15 protein-coding genes are annotated in these 16,595 nt (G+C 62.6%); all 15 read right to left on the reverse strand.

The window, feature by feature from the left end:
* Entirely contained in the window at positions 1-273 is a 273-nt protein-coding gene (locus UIB01_RS09305) for a VirB3 family type IV secretion system protein (RefSeq protein ID WP_038659307.1), read from the reverse strand.
* The gene (locus tag UIB01_RS09310) at positions 270-611 is read right to left on the reverse strand and encodes a TrbC/VirB2 family type IV secretion system protein (protein WP_051605056.1); all 342 of its coding nucleotides are present in this window, start codon (positions 609-611) and stop codon (positions 270-272) included. Before UIB01_RS09310 ends, UIB01_RS09305 begins: the two co-directional genes overlap by 4 nt.
* The gene (gene trbB / locus UIB01_RS09315) at positions 608-1,600 is read right to left on the reverse strand and encodes a P-type conjugative transfer ATPase TrbB (RefSeq protein ID WP_080695067.1); all 993 of its coding nucleotides are present in this window, start codon (positions 1,598-1,600) and stop codon (positions 608-610) included. Before trbB ends, UIB01_RS09310 begins: the two co-directional genes overlap by 4 nt.
* Complete coding sequence (locus UIB01_RS09320) at positions 1,597-2,049, reverse strand: CopG family transcriptional regulator (RefSeq protein ID WP_038659310.1); 453 nt, start codon at positions 2,047-2,049, stop codon at positions 1,597-1,599. Before UIB01_RS09320 ends, trbB begins: the two co-directional genes overlap by 4 nt.
* Positions 2,046-4,016, reverse strand: a complete 1,971-nt coding sequence (locus tag UIB01_RS09325) for a conjugal transfer protein TraG (RefSeq protein ID WP_038659313.1) — start codon at positions 4,014-4,016, stop codon at positions 2,046-2,048. Before UIB01_RS09325 ends, UIB01_RS09320 begins: the two co-directional genes overlap by 4 nt.
* Before the next feature lie 169 nt (positions 4,017-4,185).
* Complete coding sequence (gene hemP / locus UIB01_RS09330) at positions 4,186-4,389, reverse strand: hemin uptake protein HemP (protein WP_038659316.1); 204 nt, start codon at positions 4,387-4,389, stop codon at positions 4,186-4,188.
* The gene (locus tag UIB01_RS09335) at positions 4,386-4,703 is read right to left on the reverse strand and encodes a DUF2149 domain-containing protein (RefSeq protein ID WP_230585312.1); all 318 of its coding nucleotides are present in this window, start codon (positions 4,701-4,703) and stop codon (positions 4,386-4,388) included. Before UIB01_RS09335 ends, hemP begins: the two co-directional genes overlap by 4 nt.
* Before the next feature lie 5 nt (positions 4,704-4,708).
* Positions 4,709-5,242: a MotA/TolQ/ExbB proton channel family protein gene (locus UIB01_RS09340; RefSeq protein ID WP_038659322.1), complete on the reverse strand. Its 534-nt coding sequence runs from the start codon at positions 5,240-5,242 to the stop codon at positions 4,709-4,711.
* Positions 5,243-5,256: 14 nt separating this feature from the next.
* Positions 5,257-9,171, reverse strand: a complete 3,915-nt coding sequence (cobN, locus tag UIB01_RS09345; protein WP_230585299.1) for a cobaltochelatase subunit CobN — start codon at positions 9,169-9,171, stop codon at positions 5,257-5,259.
* A 35-nt stretch (positions 9,172-9,206) separates the two neighbouring features.
* Positions 9,207-11,123: a TonB-dependent receptor plug domain-containing protein gene (locus tag UIB01_RS09350; protein ID WP_230585300.1), complete on the reverse strand. Its 1,917-nt coding sequence runs from the start codon at positions 11,121-11,123 to the stop codon at positions 9,207-9,209.
* Positions 11,124-11,423: 300 nt separating this feature from the next.
* The gene (locus UIB01_RS09355; RefSeq protein WP_038659327.1) at positions 11,424-11,891 is read right to left on the reverse strand and encodes an RES family NAD+ phosphorylase; all 468 of its coding nucleotides are present in this window, start codon (positions 11,889-11,891) and stop codon (positions 11,424-11,426) included.
* Positions 11,891-12,391, reverse strand: coding sequence for an Xre family toxin-antitoxin system antitoxin (locus tag UIB01_RS09360; RefSeq protein WP_230585301.1), 501 nt, complete (start codon positions 12,389-12,391; stop codon positions 11,891-11,893). Before UIB01_RS09360 ends, UIB01_RS09355 begins: the two co-directional genes overlap by 1 nt.
* A 115-nt stretch (positions 12,392-12,506) precedes the next feature.
* A complete protein-coding gene (locus tag UIB01_RS09365) occupies positions 12,507-13,454 on the reverse strand; it encodes a LysR family transcriptional regulator (RefSeq protein WP_038659331.1) in 948 nt (315 codons plus the stop codon).
* Between the two features lie 19 nt (positions 13,455-13,473).
* Positions 13,474-14,679: an MFS transporter gene (locus UIB01_RS09370; protein ID WP_080695069.1), complete on the reverse strand. Its 1,206-nt coding sequence runs from the start codon at positions 14,677-14,679 to the stop codon at positions 13,474-13,476.
* A gap of 61 nt (positions 14,680-14,740) precedes the next feature.
* On the reverse strand, positions 14,741-16,594 hold the full coding sequence (gene asnB, locus UIB01_RS09375) for an asparagine synthase (glutamine-hydrolyzing) (RefSeq protein WP_038659334.1): 1,854 nt from the start codon (positions 16,592-16,594) through the stop codon (positions 14,741-14,743).
* Position 16,595 lies beyond the last annotated feature (1 nt).

Here is a 16,595-nt window from a genome sequence, read left to right on the forward strand (position 1 = left end):
CTACACGTCAAGCAAGGGTGGGAATCTGAGGTGGCGGGCAAACACCGGCAGGAACTGCGGGTCCAGCCGGGTCCCCCATACCGCCAGCATGTGGCCTGTCAGCCACAGTGCGAGGCCGGCCGGCCAGAGCTGCAGGCCCAACCCAACCACCGCGGCCATGGTGCCGTTGAGAATGGCGACGCTGCGGGGCACGCCGCCGAGCAGGATTGGCTCGCACAATGACCTGTGCAGCGGCAGCTCGAAGCCGGGCAGGTGTGGGCCCGCTTCACTCATGCGATCACCGCGCCGCCGGCGAAGCTGAAGAAGGTGAGAAAGAACGAGGAAGCGGCGAAGGCAATCGACAGCCCGAAGACGATCTGGATGAGCTTGCGGAAGCCTCCGCTGGTGTCACCCAAGGCAAGGGTCAGTCCGGTCGCCACGATGATGATCACCGCAACGATCTTGGCCACCGGACCCTGAACCGATTTGAGGATCAACTCAAGCGGCGCCTCCCAGGGCATCCCCGAGCCGGCGGCAAGGACTGGCGTCGCAAGGCCCAGTACCAGCAGGCCCGATGCAATACCCGAGATACCGGCGGCCAGGCTCGGACGAATGCGTAAGAGTCGGTTCATGCGGGGGCTTCCTGACGGTTGGTTGGTGTGTTGGCGAGTGGGACGCCGATTGCTGTCAGTCCGTAGCCCTGATGGTCGTACCCTGTGACCCACACCATCTCCTGTACGCGGCGTTCGCAGCCACGACCGGTGAGGAACACGACGAGATTGACGGCTTCGGCGATCAGCGGCCGGGGTGCGGCGAGGGCGACCTCGAGAATCAGTTGCTCCAGACGAAGCAGCGCGCCGTGGCAGGAGCCGGCATGGATCGTGGCGATCCCACCAGGGTGGCCGGTGCCCCATGCCTTGACGAGGTCAAGCGCCTCCGCGCCCCGCACCTCACCGACGACAATCCTGTCCGGCCGAAGCCGGAGGGTGCTGCGCACGAGGTCCTTCATCGTGACGACTCCGGAGATTGCCCGCAGGCACACCTGGTCGCGGGCCGTGCACTGGAGTTCCACCGTATCCTCGAGCACCAGGACTCGATCGCCGGTGCCGGCCACCTCCGCGAGCAGGGCGTTGGCCAGCGTGGTCTTGCCACTGCTGGTGCTGCCGGCGATGAGGATGTTCCTGCGCTCGTGCACCGCCTTATGCAGCACGTCACGCTGCTCGGGCGTGATGACACGGTCATCGACATAGTCGTCTAGGGTGAGGTGCTGGATTGCGCGCTTGCGGATTGAGAAGGCGGGAGCGGGCGAGGCGGGGGGCAGCACACCCTCGAAGCGCTCCCCGGTCTGCGGCAGCTCGGCACTCAGCAGGGGGCTGGCCGCGTTGATGGCCCGCCCCACGTGCGCCGCCACCAGTCGGACAACGCGCTCGCCCTCGGAAGCCGACAGGGTTCCGATCTCGTGCCGGCCCCCGCTTAGCCTGTCGATCCAAAGGCGTCCATCGGGGTTCAGCATTACCTCGGCGACATCTGCGTCATCGAGGGCGGTCGCGATCCGCGCGCCCAAGGCGGTGCGCAACATCGCTGCGCTGCGCATGAGAGCCGTGGCGGGGAGGGCGGTCATGGCCGATCTCCCGACGCTGTCATGGTGTGATCAGGTGTTTCGAATGCCTGGCCTTCACGCTCGATTTCGTCTATCAGACGTCGGCCCTTCTGCCATCGTCTGCCCAACTGCTCGACAAACTGGGTAAAGCGCAGGCGACCTTGGGCTCTCGCGGCTTCCTGGTGCGCTTCGGGCACCGGCGTGCTGACGGTCAGGTAGTAACGCACGTACAGAGCAACCGTCTCGATGAGGATGTTCTGGTCACGTTCCAACCGCTCGAACTGCCTCGACAGGCGATCCAGACGCTTGCCCATGGCAACTTCACGCTGTTCACCCGAAGCGGGCGACAACCAACTCGCCAGTGCGGCGGCGACGAGGGAGGACTTCGATACACCTTTCTTGGTTGCCAGCTCATCGAGACGCTTGGCGTGCCCGGGCTCGATGAAGAGGTTTAGTCGCGCGCGTCTCATAGGGATACTCCATCGTCAGGACCAATCGCCGCCGATAGCCGCAGCGGCGTTCCGACTGAATCGACTCCCGCATCGTCGTCCAGCAGCGCGAGGTCGTTGGTCAGGGGCGACAGGTTCGGCATTGGCCGTGCCTCGTCCCACGACTCGCGCAGGGAGCTGTGCTCGAGGCCACCGGCATCGTCCCCAATTGCGCTGACCGGCTGACAGGGCTCGCCGGTCACAACGACGCCGCACCAGTCGTGAGGTGCTACGTCTGGCGCATCCGGGTAGGGACCCGGGCTGAGCACCGGGGCGCTGTAGAGTCTTCGGACGAAGTTGCGATCCGCGTAATAGCGCAGTTTCCTGGCGCGAATGGGCGGCACGCCCGAGAGCATCACGATGGCCTCGTCGACCGGCAGCTGCATCACCTCGCCGGGCGTCAACAGAGGTCGTGCCGTTTCCTGGCGAGAGACCATGAGGTGCCCCAGCCAGGGTGCCAGGCGGTGGCCTGCATAGTTGCGTTGCGCGCGCAGTTGCGTCGCGGTGCCCAAGGTCTCGGAGATGCGTTTGGCCGTACGCTCGTCGTTGGTGGCAAAAGTGATGCGGACATGGCAGTTGTCCAGGATCGAGTGGTTCTGTCCGTATGCCTTGTCGATCTGGTTGAGCGACTGCGAGATCAGGAACGCCCGCAGGCCGTAACCGGCCATAAATGCCAGGGCCGATTCGAAGAAATCCAGCCGTCCCAGCGCGGGGAACTCGTCGAGCATCAGCAACAGTTGGTGCCTGCGCCTGAGACCGTCGGCGCCGTCGAGCGATTCGGTCAGGCGCCGCCCGATCTGGTTCAGGATCAATCGAATGAGCGGTTTGGTGCGACTGATGTCCGACGGCGGAACGACGAGGTAGAGCGACACCGGATGCACAGCGGCAACCAGATCCGCAATGCGCCAATCGCATCGAGAGGTCACCTGGGCCACCGTCGGGTCACGGTACAGACCAAGAAAGGACATGGCCGTCGAGAGCACGCCCGAGCGTTCGTTCTCGCTCTTGTTCAATACCTCGCGTGCCGCAGAGGCGACGACCGGATGGGGACCCTCCGGCAGATGGGAGGTAGCCATCATGCGATGGAGCGTCAGCTCGAAGGTGCAGGAGGGATCTGAAAGAAAGTTGGCAACGCCTCGCAGCGTCTTGTCCTCGACGGCATACAGGACATGGAGGATGGCACCTACCAGCAGAGAGTGACTGGTCTTCTCCCAGTGGTTGCGCCGCTCCATTGCACCTTCGGGATCGACGAGGATATCCGCGATGTTCTGGACGTCCCGGACCTCATGATCGCCCCGGCGAACCTCGAGCAGGGGGTTGTATGCCGCGGAGGCCGGATCGGTCGGGTTGAACAGTAGGCAGTGGGAGAAGCGCGAGCGCCAACCTGCGGTCAGGTTCCAGTTTTCGCCCTTGATATCGTGAATGACGGCCGAGCCTGTCCACGTCAGCAGGGTTGGCACGACTAGCCCGACGCCTTTTCCAGAGCGGGTGGGGGCGAAGGCAAGTACATGCTCGGGTCCTGCGTGGCGCAGATAGCGGCCCCGGTAAAGGCCCAGGCAGACACCCGCGTCCTTTGTCAGCCCAGCCGCACGTACCTCTCTGGGCATGGCCCAGCGCGCCGAACCATGGGTAGTGGCTGTACTGGACTGGCGGGCCCGCCAGATAGACATGCCGAATGCGAGCAACACGGCAGTTGCGCTGCCGCCGCTTGCTATCAAACCCGCCCTGTCGAAGGTAGATGGGGACGCATCGCCAAACCGAAACCACCAGCCGAACAAACGCCAGGGCTGATACACGGGATAGCCCCGCAGTTCGAACCAGGGGCGGCCGAGCTGCTGGTCATAGTCCAGCGACGAGGCAGCCGACTGCGTCGCAATCCAGACGCTGGCGAGCACGACCGAGACCGTCGTCACCACCTGTCCGTACAGCACGTTCGATGCCTGGTTCACCGCCGTTGCGCTCCTGATCCATACGGCACCTTGGCGTGCCGTATGGATAAGGTTCGATAATCAGGTCCCTGAATTCAAAGACCGATTGGGCAACGATTATGTCCGTTGGCGGCGTCGTGATCGGATTGCTCGGATACGCGTGCGCCGTCCGGCGAAGCCCTACTGCGAACTACTTGGTGAGGATCAGCTTATTCTGCCGAGTGACGCGCAGGATGTACTCGCAACCGTCATGGAGGATGACCAGCTCGCGAGCGCCTTGCAGCAGGTATTCGCTCGCGGCCCTGCGGCGGGGACCAGCCGAGCCGTTCGAATCGCCTATGTGTTTGCCTACCGGCTCCGCAAACGGGTGCTGCGGTGCTCGTATGACCGTCACTTCGATCCCTCCGGCACGTAGACCATTGACCCATCCTCGAGGCGATACGCCACGCCTGCCTTGGCGCCTTGTCCTTGGCCGATGTCACCAGTGGACTTGTAGTGCTCCATGGTCTTGCCCTCCTTGATAAAAATTTCCATGTTCGGTTTGCCGGCATTCTTGATAACCGTGACGTCATCCTCACTGGTAAACGGGTTGACTGGGTTGTTCGCCACCGCGATCAGGAGTGCAGCGATGATCACCAGGAATACATCGATCAGATTGACAACCGAAAGGATCGGATCATCGGCTTCCGCCTCCTCAAGCAAGCGCACGCTCATCAGCTCATCTCCACTGTCATCTCGTGGGCGACCTCAGCTGCAGCACCGGTACCGTTTCGCTGTTCATGCTCGATCTGTACGAGTTCCTCGGCATACCAGCGCCGACGCACATTCACGACCCAGTAGGTGAGCGAGGCAGCGAGCAGGGAGAGAATCACTGCGGAGAAGGCAACCGTCAGGTTGTCGCTCACCTGATCGAGCTGGCCGTTGGACAGGCCCTTGAGTGCGGGCCCCATTGGAATCATGGTCGCCACCAGACCCAGCATCGGCGTAACGCGCGTGACGATGCGCGGCGTCTCGAGGCGTTTGAACGCCAGTGTCTCGAGCTCGGTTGCGCTCATGGACGGCGCGAGGCGCCAGCTCTCGACAAGGTCGTACCCACGCGGATGGCCCTGGTGCCGCTGACGCGCCTGCGTGAGGAACTGGCCCACTGCAAAAAACGCATAGATGAACATGACAATCACGGCTAGCAGCACCGGCAGCATGAAGAGTTGGCTGGCGCTGTACAGCGCGGATTCGATGAACAGTTGCATGGTGTCTCCCTGAGTCATGCGCGAGCCGGCAGGCGCCGGCCCTGGTTGTATATACCGGCCAGCAGCGCCACTGCGATCATCAGCAGCACCGCTAGCGGTGCCCAGTCGAACGGCTGCGGTTGGGCCTGTTGACGCTCCAGCTTCTGGCCCGTGACGGGCTGGGTATCCGCAGCATCGCTTGCGGCTGAGGCTTGCGCGTCGGTTGGCGCGTCGCTTGGCGCGGCAAGCCCGAAGCCCGCCGCTGCCTGTTGGACGTAGGCGCTGAACTTGGCATTGTCACTGACCGCGTCGTGGCGCTCTGCAAGGTCCTTCCAGCGCTGCGCCAACTGCTGTAGCGTTTGCGCGTCCGCCTGCCAGTACTCCTTTCGAGCCGCTTCCAGTAGCCGTTCGATCAGCTGCGCCTGGGCTTGCGGATGGTTCTGCTCGAACCATTCGTTGATGCCCAGTCCAAGCTTGTCGTCGACATACACCGCCTTGAACTCGTCCCATTGGTCGGTGCGAACGGTTTCCGGTGCGGTGACTTGCCAACCCCAGAGGTTGTTGGCTGCGCCCAAGACCTCCAGCGTGCCGCTATAGCCCTCCTGCTGTATCGCCTTGATCCAGCCGGGATGGAAGTAGCGTGCGCGCAGGTCGCGTGCGAGGAAGCCGGCCGCCGTCTCGCTGCGCGGATTGTCCGCGTCGCGCAAGTTGCTGATGTAAAGCTCGGGCGACTTGCCATCCAGGTGCCGTACGGCAAGGCCGAGGCCACCCAGGTACTGGAAGGGGTCATCTGTGGTGAGCATTCCGTACAGATTGGACGAACGGGACAGCACTGCACCCTCCACGCCGCGAAGCTGCTCTGCGTAGAGGTTGACGTCCGGCTTTTCTCCCCAGCGTTCCGGATCCGGCCCATAGGCGAACTGCATACGATCGAGATAGAGGTTGGCCAGTTTTTGCTCGCCAGCGATGCGGTCCTGGCCACCATTGGGCGCCTCGCCGAAGCTGTCGCTGGCCAGGGTGGCGTCCTCCAGGCCGGTGCTGTACGCGCCCGATTCGGAAGAGAAGATCCGCGTTCGGGCTGCCAGCGATGCATCCTCCGGTGACAGCCCAAACTCCCGCAATGTACGTTCGATTCTCCGGCTGTTGGCGGCTATCGCGTTGTTCGGCTCGTCCAGCGCGCTGGCCTGGTCAGCCGCCTGGGCGAGCCACTGCATGACCTGCGGAAACTGGTCGCGATAGAGGCCGGTCGCCGAAACAACCGCGTCGATGCGCGGCCGTTGGAGTTCTTCGGCAGGGATGACCTCAATGCCGGTGACCCGACCTGCGCTGTCCCAGACCGGGCGGAAACCCATCATCGCCAGCACCTGGGCTTCGAGCATGCCGAAGTGGCGCATGGTTTCCACCGACCATAGCGTAAAGGCCATTTTGCTGGGGTATTGGCCATGCTTCTCGCGATGCTGCTCGAGCAGTCGTGTCGCGGCCAGTTGGCCGGCCTCCCACGCCTCGGGCGTTGGAATGCGTGAAGGATCGAAGCCGTACAGATTGCGGCCAGTCGGGAGGCTGTCCGGGTTCTTTATGGGATCGCCGCCGTAGCTCGTGGGCACGTGGCGCCCCTGCAACGCGGCGAAATAGCCGTCCAGCTCGCTGTCGTTGCCAAGGCTTTGCCAGTAGGTGCGGCCGCGCTCGAGCAGCGCTCCGACTTGCGGGTCGCCGGTCCAGGGCTGCCCCTGGCGTACGTGCTCGTCCAGGAGATGCCACACCGGGGTTGTCTGGATGCTCTCATAGTCCACCAGCAACAGGTCTTCCGGATCGTCCGGGGCGATGGCCTGGAGCAGCGGCTTGCCGAGCATTTGTTGCACGGTCAACAGACGCACGTTTTCATCGGCCGGCATTCCGAAGCGTGCGAGCCCCAACGGCTGCTGTTCCAGCGCCAGGTCATGCAGTTGCACGTGCAGGGAGTCGATGAAGGCAGCGAAATTGCTTTCGATAGTTGCCGTATCGATTGCCGCGTCTCGGTCGAGCTTCAGCCGTTCGGTCAGCTCGCGGATCCGATTGGCGGTAGCAGTCCGCACCTCGCCTTCGGTCATGCTCAGCCATTGGTGGAGCAGGTCGTGTAGCTCGTTGAGCTCGCCATGTAGCCCGGCCGGGCCAAAGGCCGGCGTGTTATGGCTGATAGTGACCGCTCGGCCCCGGCGCTTGGTTTGCAGCGCCTCGCCAATGTTGTCCACGATGTAGGGATAGATCACCGGCAGATCGCCCAGCACGAGGTAGGGCGCCTCGACCACGTCGAGCCCCCGCTCCTTGCCCGGTTGCCATTCGGCGGAACCATGTGTCCCGAAATGCACCAGCGCGTCGGCGGCGAACTCGTTGCGCAACCAGAGATAGGCCGCGAGATAGCTGTGCGAAGGGGGAGACTTCGTGTCGTGATACAGCGCCTTCTCGCGATCGTCCAGCCGCTCGCCTCGCGGCGGCTGGGGCATGATCACCTGCTTGCCAAGCTGAAGGCGTGGAATGACAAAGACGTTGCGTGCCGGTAAGAACAAGCTGGCATCTTCTGGCGATCCCCAACGCTCAAGGATCGGCTGGCGAACCCCCTCGGGCAGATTGTCGAACCAGGACTGGTAAGCCGCGAGCGACAACGGCGCGCCGCGGTCATCGATCAGCAGACCCTCAAGCGCATCGTCGCGATAGAAGGGGGCAAGCAAGCGGGCCAGCTCGTTGATCAGCTGTTGCTCGTCGAGCTGCTGCACGCCATAGCCGCGTTCGGCGTAGGCGGCGAGCAGCGTTTCGAGACTGCGTGGCACATTGAGAAACGACGCGCCAAGGTTTGTTTCGCCCGGTGGGTAGTTGTAGAACATGATCGCTGTTCGCACCTCTTGGGCTGGCAGCCGCTGCAAGTGCGCGAGCCGCAGCGCCTTGTCGACTACCGCCTGCAGTTGGCGGTCGATGGGCACGATGTCGCCATCGGCCTTGCTCGTTGCGGCAGCGAACAGCGGGTCGACGAGCCCGGCATACTCCGGTTGGGCGAGATAGAACGGGATGTCCTGGGCCTCCAACCCGACTGCATCGGCTTCCCAATCGGCCTGCTCGCCACCGCGATAGGGCATGGCCTGGAGAACCGGAATGCCGAGTCGTTCGAATTCCGCCTTGCGCCCCGAGCCGTTGAGCATGATCTGCATGTTGATCAGCACATCCGCACGGGGCGTGCCGGAAGTGCCGAGCAACGTGGTGATCTCATCGTTGCCCATCGCCGTGGTATAGAGCGGTACTGCCAGCGCACCGGCCGCTTCGATGCGCCGGACCGTGTCGTCGACGAAGCCTGTGAGCCCGGAGTCCATGTACGCCTTGTGGAAGAGAACGCCAATCACCGGTATTTCGGTGCGTAGCTCAACACCTTTCCACTTGAGGTAGTCGTCCAGGCTGGTGAAGATTCTCCCGTCCCCCTGGGGATGATAGATGCCTGCCTGCGGATGAATATCCGGAGACGGGCAGGGTGACGCTTTGCTAGTGAGATGAGCGTCGAGACGGCAGAAGAAACCGTTGAAGTTCGCTACGCCGCCGTTTGTGTAATAGAGGTCGAGCTCCTCGATCAGCGCGGGCGGCAGGCCGTTGCCGCGGCTGCCATCCCGGCGCAGCCAGATCCAGGGCGTCGCAAGGCCGTCGAGCGCCGACCCAAGCCCCATTTGCACTGCTCCCAGGGCAGCGCCGTAGGGCGCGTCGATTGCAATCAGGTCGAAGCTGTCGAGCTGTGCGAGGTTGGGATTGCCATCTACGCCGTCGATCATCCGATACTCGAGGCTAAAGCCTGCATCACGGGCGATGGGTTTCAGGCGCTCGAATTTGCCCGCCTGGACTGGCGCCGCCGCCACGAACAGCAAACGTTTGGCCTGCATGGTCTCGGCCTGGACCCGCATCGACAGGCTCAGCGCCAGGAGGCCGAAGACGAGCATCACTGTTGTTCTAGTGAGCAGTAGTAGGCCGCGCATCAGAACCCGGCCTCCACCGCCAGCCAACCGGTGCGACCCTGTTCGGCGTAGCCAAACAGTTCGGATTTGTCCTCCAGTCGCACGTCGCCGATGTTAAGCACGCCACCACGTAGCGTCAGGTTGTCTTGCAGTCTGTACCCGAGGCTTGCGTTGACGATGCTGTAGCTGGGTGCGCGCTCCTGCCCGTTCGAGCCTTCCAGGTACTGCTTGCCGATATACTCCCACTGCACCAGCGCGTTCCACCTCGCCATGGTCCATTCCAGCGAAGGCGTAGCTGTGAACTCTGGACGTCCGTTGAGCTTGGCTTCGGTCCGAGCGTCGCGCGGGTCCATCCAGTTGACCGTCGCGCCCAATGCAATGCCGTATCCCAACTCGCGGCGCCCGGTGAGCTCCAAGCCCTCGATTCGAGCTTGTTCGATGTTGTCGTACTGATAGATCGTGCGCGGCGGTATGCCGGGCTCGGTGCGCAGGCGCCGGTAATAGATCAGATCGTCGATCTCGTTGCGGTAGACGTTTGCGGTATAGGCGCCACGCTCGTCATGCCAATCGACGCCCAGCTCGAACGACCGACTGGTTTCCGGCTTGATATCGGCGTTTCCGAGAAACGTATGTGGGCCTTCGGCCCCAACGTAGTTCGGCGAGATCTGTTTGAGCGTCGGTGCGCGGAAGGCCTCGCCGTATCCTGCCTTGAACGTCAATTCTGGGGTGGCGCGCCAGACGAGCCATGCGCGGGGGCTGGTCTCGCGCCCGAAGATTTCGTGATCGTCGAGGCGCGCGCCCAGAGTCAATGCCCAATCCGTCGCCAATGCAATCTCATCCTGGATGAACACCGCTTGGTGTGTTGCGGAGTCCGAGCCGCCGATCAGGCCGGCGTTCTCCAAGCGTTCGTCCCGATGCTCTCCGCCTACGGTGAGGGCATGGTCTTCGCCGATGTGAACATTGAGGCTGCCGTCCCATACGTCATCACGGATCGACTGGGGGCGCGTTGGGGCCAGGTTTTGCGTACGCTTGTTGGTGACGTCGAATTCCGAACGGGTAAAGCGCAGTTGCGACTGCAGGTCGCCCCAGTCGGCGTTCCAGGCCATCGAGTTTTGGCGTCGCTCAAGCTCGTAGGTATCCAGGTAGATCGGACGAGTGTAATAGGCGTACTGCTGGTCACGATCACGGGTTTCATCGCTGCGAAGCAGGTCCAGCTTAAGCGTCTGTCCCTCAAACGGCCGGTAACTGATCGCAAGGCTTCCCGTCTGGCGATCCTGCCCCTCCATTTCCGACACTCGCCGATCCTGCTCCCAAGGTGTCGATTCGCGGCGCACCTCTTCGACGGCCACAGCGACATTCAACCTTTCGGCCAGTGGGCCTGACGCCCGCGCGGCCAAACGATGGCCATTGCCGGTGTCGCCTTCACCCACATCCCCACGCAGGGTTACCCCGCCGCTCCATTCGCGTTGGGCCTGGCGGGTAATGATATTGATCACCCCGCCAATCGCTTCGGAGCCGTAAAGGGCGGACATCGGGCCGCGGACTACCTCGATGCGCTCGATCTGCTCGATACCGACCCACCCGTACTGGTAGTCGGAGTGGCCAATCGTGTCATCGGTCGAGGAGATGCGTCGGCCATCGATCAGCACGAGCGTGTGGCGATCTTCGGCGCCGCGAATGCTCAAGGTCTTGCGACCTCCAACCTGGCGCCCATTGAGGGTGATGCCCGGTGTCCCACGGAGCGCCTCAAGCAGGTTGGTCGCACCTCGCGCGCGGATCTGCTCGGCGGTGATAACGGTCATCGCAGCTGGCGCGTCTGCCAATGAGACGGAGCTGCGGGTGGCCGTAACCACCATCGGATTGAGCTCGGTCGTCTCGGCGGCTGCCCCCGCTCCGGAAACCATGATGCATGCCATTGCCAGCGCGTGCCTGCGCATATTCACCCCCTAAGAAAGAATGAGATGGCTGGCTGGGGACTGTCCCTGGCTGGCTAGAACGTATCGGCTTAAGTGAAGTGACCGATGGTAATAAGAATTATTATCGAATGCAAATGATGCAAGGCTCGTCTTGCCGTCGATAACTGGGAATCTCATCCGGGCATGTTCGGGCGTTTGGCTGTGATGGCCGAGCGCGGGCGATTCGAACGGGCAAAGGGAGGATGACGATTGGTCGCAGGCCCGAGACGCGTGACGCTTTCGGTCAGTCCACGCACGAGGACTGTCTTGGATTTGTTTCTCTTACGGCCGAATTGCGAAAAGCCTATCGTCGTACGTAAAGTCAATTATCCGGCTGACCTTTACGCGCGTGATCGCCGGGTGTCTTGGGTTAAGTACGATGTTTCGCTCGAGCGGCAGAACGGCAGAAGGCACGATCAGTCCCAGATGGGAGGCGCGATTCAACCAGTCCGTGCCAAAGGACATGCTGGGCGTGTCGGCCGGCAATGCTGCCCAGCCCACCGGTAGTTCGCTTTCAGCGGGTTCAAAATACAGGTCAGGATCGTCTGGCAGTTCGAGTTCGGTAATTTTCATGGGAATCACCGGACGCTGGTTCTGATGCACAAACGTTTCTAGGCAGCAGATAGCGGGAGATAGTCCCAAGTAAACAGCTGCTACTTCGGCATCATTCCAGCGTCCACCCTCAATCGCAGCGCCCAGGCCGGACAGGTCTGCAGCACGTTTGGCTTTGGATATACGCCATGCGCGCATCAGACAACGCCGCCCCACTCAATCGCATGCAGGACCCGACGGATCTGCCGCGCGCCGAGCTCTGTCTCGCAAAGGGAGAGGGGCGTGTTTCCTCCTAGCGAATCGTTCGGTGTTGCCATCCAGCGGCTCGCGGCGTCCCTTTGCTCGAACACGTCCTCGGCCAGCACTGCGACCTGAGCCAATCGGTCAATTCGCTCCGATGCTACTGGATCAAGGGCATCGGTACTTCTCAGTCTGCGTTCCATTGTCGACGCCGACACGTTTGCGATGCCTGCGATCATCGGAATGGTTAGCCCGAACGCTGCCTTGGTTGCGAGGAGCCAGTAGGGCTCGAAGCCCGCGCGAATTCGCTCAAGCCGTTCGTACTCGGTGTTTTTCGACAGCTCGTGCGCCATGCTCCAGAAACTAGGCGTCTCCGGAGTGCTGGAGGACCGTTTGATCGATCGCTTCGCTGCGGTAGTCATTGCGAAACCCTCATATGACGTACTTTGATACGTCATATGATAGCACCTTTGGGCGCGCCATTTCGCTTCGCAAAGCAGTCTGGAAGCACATGCGTCGTGTTTCCTAGCGTGGAAGGGCGACTCGGGTTGACTGTCATCTGTTCCTGGCACCCTATATCCCAGCCTGAGTCATTGGCGTCGCAGATTCGTCCGCACAGGCAACGGTGTCTAGCTCATCGTCGGCCTTCACGACTCGACTGATGAAACGTCTCAGTTGCTCGCTGGGCTCGACGTCACGCCGGATCAGGTATGTGGTGATCATGGTCCTGTCGCCTGCCAACGGCCGGGTCGTCACATCTGGGTTGTTGAGTTCGGTGACGCGAGCAAGGCTCGAGAAGCCAAGGCCGTAACCCGCGGCGACGAGCGCCATCAGGAGGTCAAGGGTGGGCACACGGTCGGCAATCGTCATCTGCGTTTCGATCGGTTTGAGCACGGGTTGAAGTTGCTGCCAGAAGCCCTCGCAGACCTCCGGCTCACATAGCACAAGTGGATGCCGGGCTAGTTCGTCGACTGGAATTTGTCGGTGTGCAAGCAACTGGTGCCGAGCAGGTAGGACGACGACAAGCGGGTCCTGCCAGACAGGCTCGGACAGGAGCCCATCACCTTCGTTGGCGGAGGTCTGTGCAAATCCCACGTCAAAGAGGTCCTCGCGCAGGCCGTTGGCCTGTACCGAGGACGGCACCTCGCGAAGAAAGATCTCGACGTCCGGATCCTCCTCCCGGCATTGGGCCAACAGCGCAGCGAGACGGGACTGCGGTACGCCATCGGATAGTGCGACACGAAGCTTGCCGCGAAAACCCGCGGCAGCGCCCTTGACGCTGGCCTTGGCCTGTTCGACCACGGCGAAGATCCGGCGGGCTTCCTCAAGCAGTACGCTGCCTGCCCAGGTTAGGCGGGTTCGTCGGGTAGTGCGCTCGAAGAGCTGTACGCCAAGCCTGTATTCCAAGTCTTTGATGATGCGTGAAAGGGGTGACTGCTCGATATGCAATCGTGCGGCTGCCCGAGCGAAATGCAGTTCCTCGGCAACGACGACAAAGCAGCGAAGGTGACGAAGCTCCACGGCTACTACCTCTCAGCGATTAGTGATGCGATTCAGCCCGCTGTGCAGCAGCCCCATCGGGTTGGCGACGAAGGTTGAGCGTTTGCAGCAGGGCCCCGGCCAGCGCAACGGCGCCGGCACTGGCAGCCAGAGACCAGGTGGGCAGCTGCAGTAGAAGAACGAACCCACCTGCGGCGGCACCGATCGCACTGCCCAGGTACAGCGCGGACTCGTTGAGCGCGATGGCGAGATTGCCGTCGCCCTGTGCCTGGCGCGCCAGGATCAGTTCGTTGTTCTGCGGCACCTGCAGTGCCCAGCCCACGGCTCCCCACAGCACGATGGGTAGCATGGCGAGCCACGCACTGAACGTGGCAACCATGGGTAGCAGGAACAGCGATACGCCCAGGATAAGCATGATGGCCAGGACCAGCACCGGCCCCCTCACGCGATCCACGACCGGTCCGATCAGGAAGCTACCGAGTACGCCGCCGATCCCCCACGCCCAGAGGAAAGGGGTAACCGAGCGGACGCCGCCAAACTCGGGGTCGCGCAGCAGTGGTGCGATAAAGGTGTACATGCCGAGGCTGGCGATGGCAGCGAGCAGCGAAACGAGCAGGATGGTGACTACGTGCCCATCGGCGAGGATGGCGAGTTTCTCGCGAAGGGAGCTGGCTGGTGCGGCGGGCAGTGCCGGCAGCAGCAGTAGGAGCCCGACGAAGGCCAGAAGCCCGAGCAGCGTGACCAGCGAGAGCGCGGCCTGCCAACCCATGTGGTCGGCGATCATGAGGCTAAGCGGTACGCCCAGAACCACGCCGCTGGCCATTCCGCCCATGATGATCGCGATGGACTTGCCGCGTCGCTCGGCAGTCGAAAGGGCAGCCGATGCGCCGATGCCCATCGCCAGGTAAACGCCCGCGCCAATTCCAGCAACGGCGCGCCAGGCCAGCAGTGCATTGAAGTTGGTGGAAAGCGCGCTGGCCGCGTTTGCGATGACGAACAGGGCCAGTGCGGCAAGCAGGCCACTGCGCTGGCGGTCTGGTGGTGTCAGTGCCACGAAGATGGGCGAGCCTAGGCCATAGGCCAGGGTGAAGGCGGTAACCAGCTGCGCGGCTACGGCAACTGAAACCGTGAAGGCGTCTTCGATCAAGGGTATCAGCCCGGCCGTCACGTAGGACGCCATGCCGAGTGCGAAGGCGCCGAGCGCGATCAGGTAGATGGAAAGTGGATTGGTTGAGGGGGTGCTCATGACGGATGAGGGCTCCACGTCGTGACAGGGCAGTGCGGCCCGTCGGGCCACGCCCGAAGAGTTAAAGATCCAGTGTTACGTCAAGGTCCGTCAGCCAGGTGTTGAGTCCGACGGCGAGTTCCATGCCCATCCGGTCATACATGGGCGAGACGTCGCCCAGCGGCCGGTTAAGCGTTTCCTGGACGTGCATGGTGTCCAGCAGCGGTCGGACGGGGGCATCCTGGCTTTGCATGATCGCGGCCAGCGACTGGCGCAGCGCGTGTTCGTACGCTGGGTCCTGCGTAGAGGGGTAGGGGCTCTTGACGCGGTCGGTGATCGATGGCGGCAACAGGTCGCGTGTCGCTGCGCGCAGGATGCTCTTTTCGCGGCCATCGAAGGCCTTAAGCGACCATGGGATGTTGAAGGCATACTCGACCAGTTGGTGGTCGCAGAATGGAACCCGGACCTCCAGTCCGACCGCCATGCTCATGCGGTCCTTGCGATCGAGCAGCGTTTGCACGAAGCGAGTGAGGTTCAGGTAGCTGAGCTCTCGCATGCGCTGCTCGACCGGACTCTCGCCGACAAGCATGGGTGTTTCGGCAATCGCCTGGCGGTAGCTGTCGGCAAGGAATGCAGGCATGTCGAGCTGGCGCAGCAGCCCACGGTCGAACAGCGTCTTGCCGTCGAAGTACTTGCCGGTGACGGACGTCAGCCACGGAAAGGTATCTGCCTCGATTGCCTCGGGGTCATGGAACCACCGATAGCCGCCAAACACCTCGTCCGCGCTCTCGCCAGAAAGCGCCACGGTCGAATGCTTGCGCACCTCTTCGAACAGGCGATACAGCGACGGCCACATGTCGCCCCAATACGCCGGTGGAAGGTCCAGTGCGTGCACGACCTGTCGGCGCAGGGTCGGGTCGGCAAGCTCGGCACTGTCCAGGATGATCTCGCCATGCGTGCTATGGATTCGCGCAACCAGTTCGCGAACGAAGGGCGCATCCGGCGTTCCCCGAACCGCGTCGCCGGCGAAGCCCTGGCCGTGATCTCGAAAGTCCACCGAGAAGGAACGAATGTTCGGTTTGCCCGCCTCGAGTAGTTTCTTTGAAGCCAGCGCAGTGATCACGGACGAGTCCAGACCGCCTGATAGTAGGCTGCACAGGGGAACGTCCGCGACGATCTGACGCTCGACGATATCTTCCAGCAGATCACGCGTATGCCGGACGGTTTGCTCTAGCGAATCGGCGTGCTCGCGCGCCTCGAGGCGCCAGTATCGCCGCCGCGTCAGCCCTCGGCGATCGACTCGAACGACTTCGCCGGGCAGAACCTCGTACATGCCATGGAAGACGGCATGGCCGGGGGTTTTGACCATCTCCAGTATTTCTCGAAGACCGTCCGCACGGACGCGGCGTGGCACGCTCGGGTTGGCCAAGAGGGCCTTCGGCTCGGAACCGAAAATGACACCGTCCGCGGTGGGGTAGTAGTACAGGGGCTTGACGCCCATGCGGTCGCGGACGAGAAGCAGGCTTTCCTGACGTCGGTCCCAGATGGCAAAGGCATACATGCCGTTGAGACGGTCGACGAAGTTTTCCCCCCATTCGAGATACGCGCGAAGGACCACTTCGGTATCGCTGCGGTTTTCGAAACGATGCCCGCGCAACTGCAGTTCTGCACGCAGTTCGCGGAAGTTGTAGATCTCGCCGCTATAGGTAATGGCCGCTGCCTGTTTGCCATCCGCCTGGCGAGCCAACATCGGCTGCTTGCCGCCCTCCAGATCGATAATCGAAAGGCGGCGATGGCCGAGGCCGATTGGGCCGTCGATCCAGATTCCCTGCGCATCCGGGCCCCGACGGGCCATCGAGTCGGTCATGCGTTGCAGGGTGTTTTCTTGTGCCTGCATTTGCTGGCTGTAGGACAGCCATCCTGTAATTCCACACATA

The organism is Stutzerimonas decontaminans, assembly GCF_000661915.1.
Taxonomy (GTDB): domain Bacteria; phylum Pseudomonadota; class Gammaproteobacteria; order Pseudomonadales; family Pseudomonadaceae; genus Stutzerimonas; species Stutzerimonas decontaminans.

Excerpts from the sequence above, each read along its gene's own strand:
- asnB (WP_038659334.1), bottom strand. The coding sequence starts at position 16,594 with ATGTGTGGAATTACAGGATGGCTGTCCTACAGCCAGCAAATGCAGGCA.
- UIB01_RS09370 (WP_080695069.1), bottom strand. The coding sequence starts at position 14,679 with ATGAGCACCCCCTCAACCAATCCACTTTCCATCTACCTGATCGCGCTC.
- UIB01_RS09360 (WP_230585301.1), bottom strand. The coding sequence starts at position 12,391 with ATGACGTATCAAAGTACGTCATATGAGGGTTTCGCAATGACTACCGCA.
- UIB01_RS09350 (WP_230585300.1), bottom strand. The coding sequence starts at position 11,123 with ATGCGCAGGCACGCGCTGGCAATGGCATGCATCATGGTTTCCGGAGCG.
- UIB01_RS09340 (WP_038659322.1), bottom strand. The coding sequence starts at position 5,242 with ATGCAACTGTTCATCGAATCCGCGCTGTACAGCGCCAGCCAACTCTTC.
- UIB01_RS09310 (WP_051605056.1), bottom strand. The coding sequence starts at position 611 with ATGAACCGACTCTTACGCATTCGTCCGAGCCTGGCCGCCGGTATCTCG.
- cobN (WP_230585299.1), bottom strand. The coding sequence starts at position 9,171 with ATGCTCGTCTTCGGCCTCCTGGCGCTGAGCCTGTCGATGCGGGTCCAG.
- UIB01_RS09320 (WP_038659310.1), bottom strand. The coding sequence starts at position 2,049 with ATGAGACGCGCGCGACTAAACCTCTTCATCGAGCCCGGGCACGCCAAG.
- UIB01_RS09305 (WP_038659307.1), bottom strand. The coding sequence starts at position 273 with ATGAGTGAAGCGGGCCCACACCTGCCCGGCTTCGAGCTGCCGCTGCAC.
- UIB01_RS09355 (WP_038659327.1), bottom strand. The coding sequence starts at position 11,891 with ATGCGCGCATGGCGTATATCCAAAGCCAAACGTGCTGCAGACCTGTCC.
- trbB (WP_080695067.1), bottom strand. The coding sequence starts at position 1,600 with ATGACCGCCCTCCCCGCCACGGCTCTCATGCGCAGCGCAGCGATGTTG.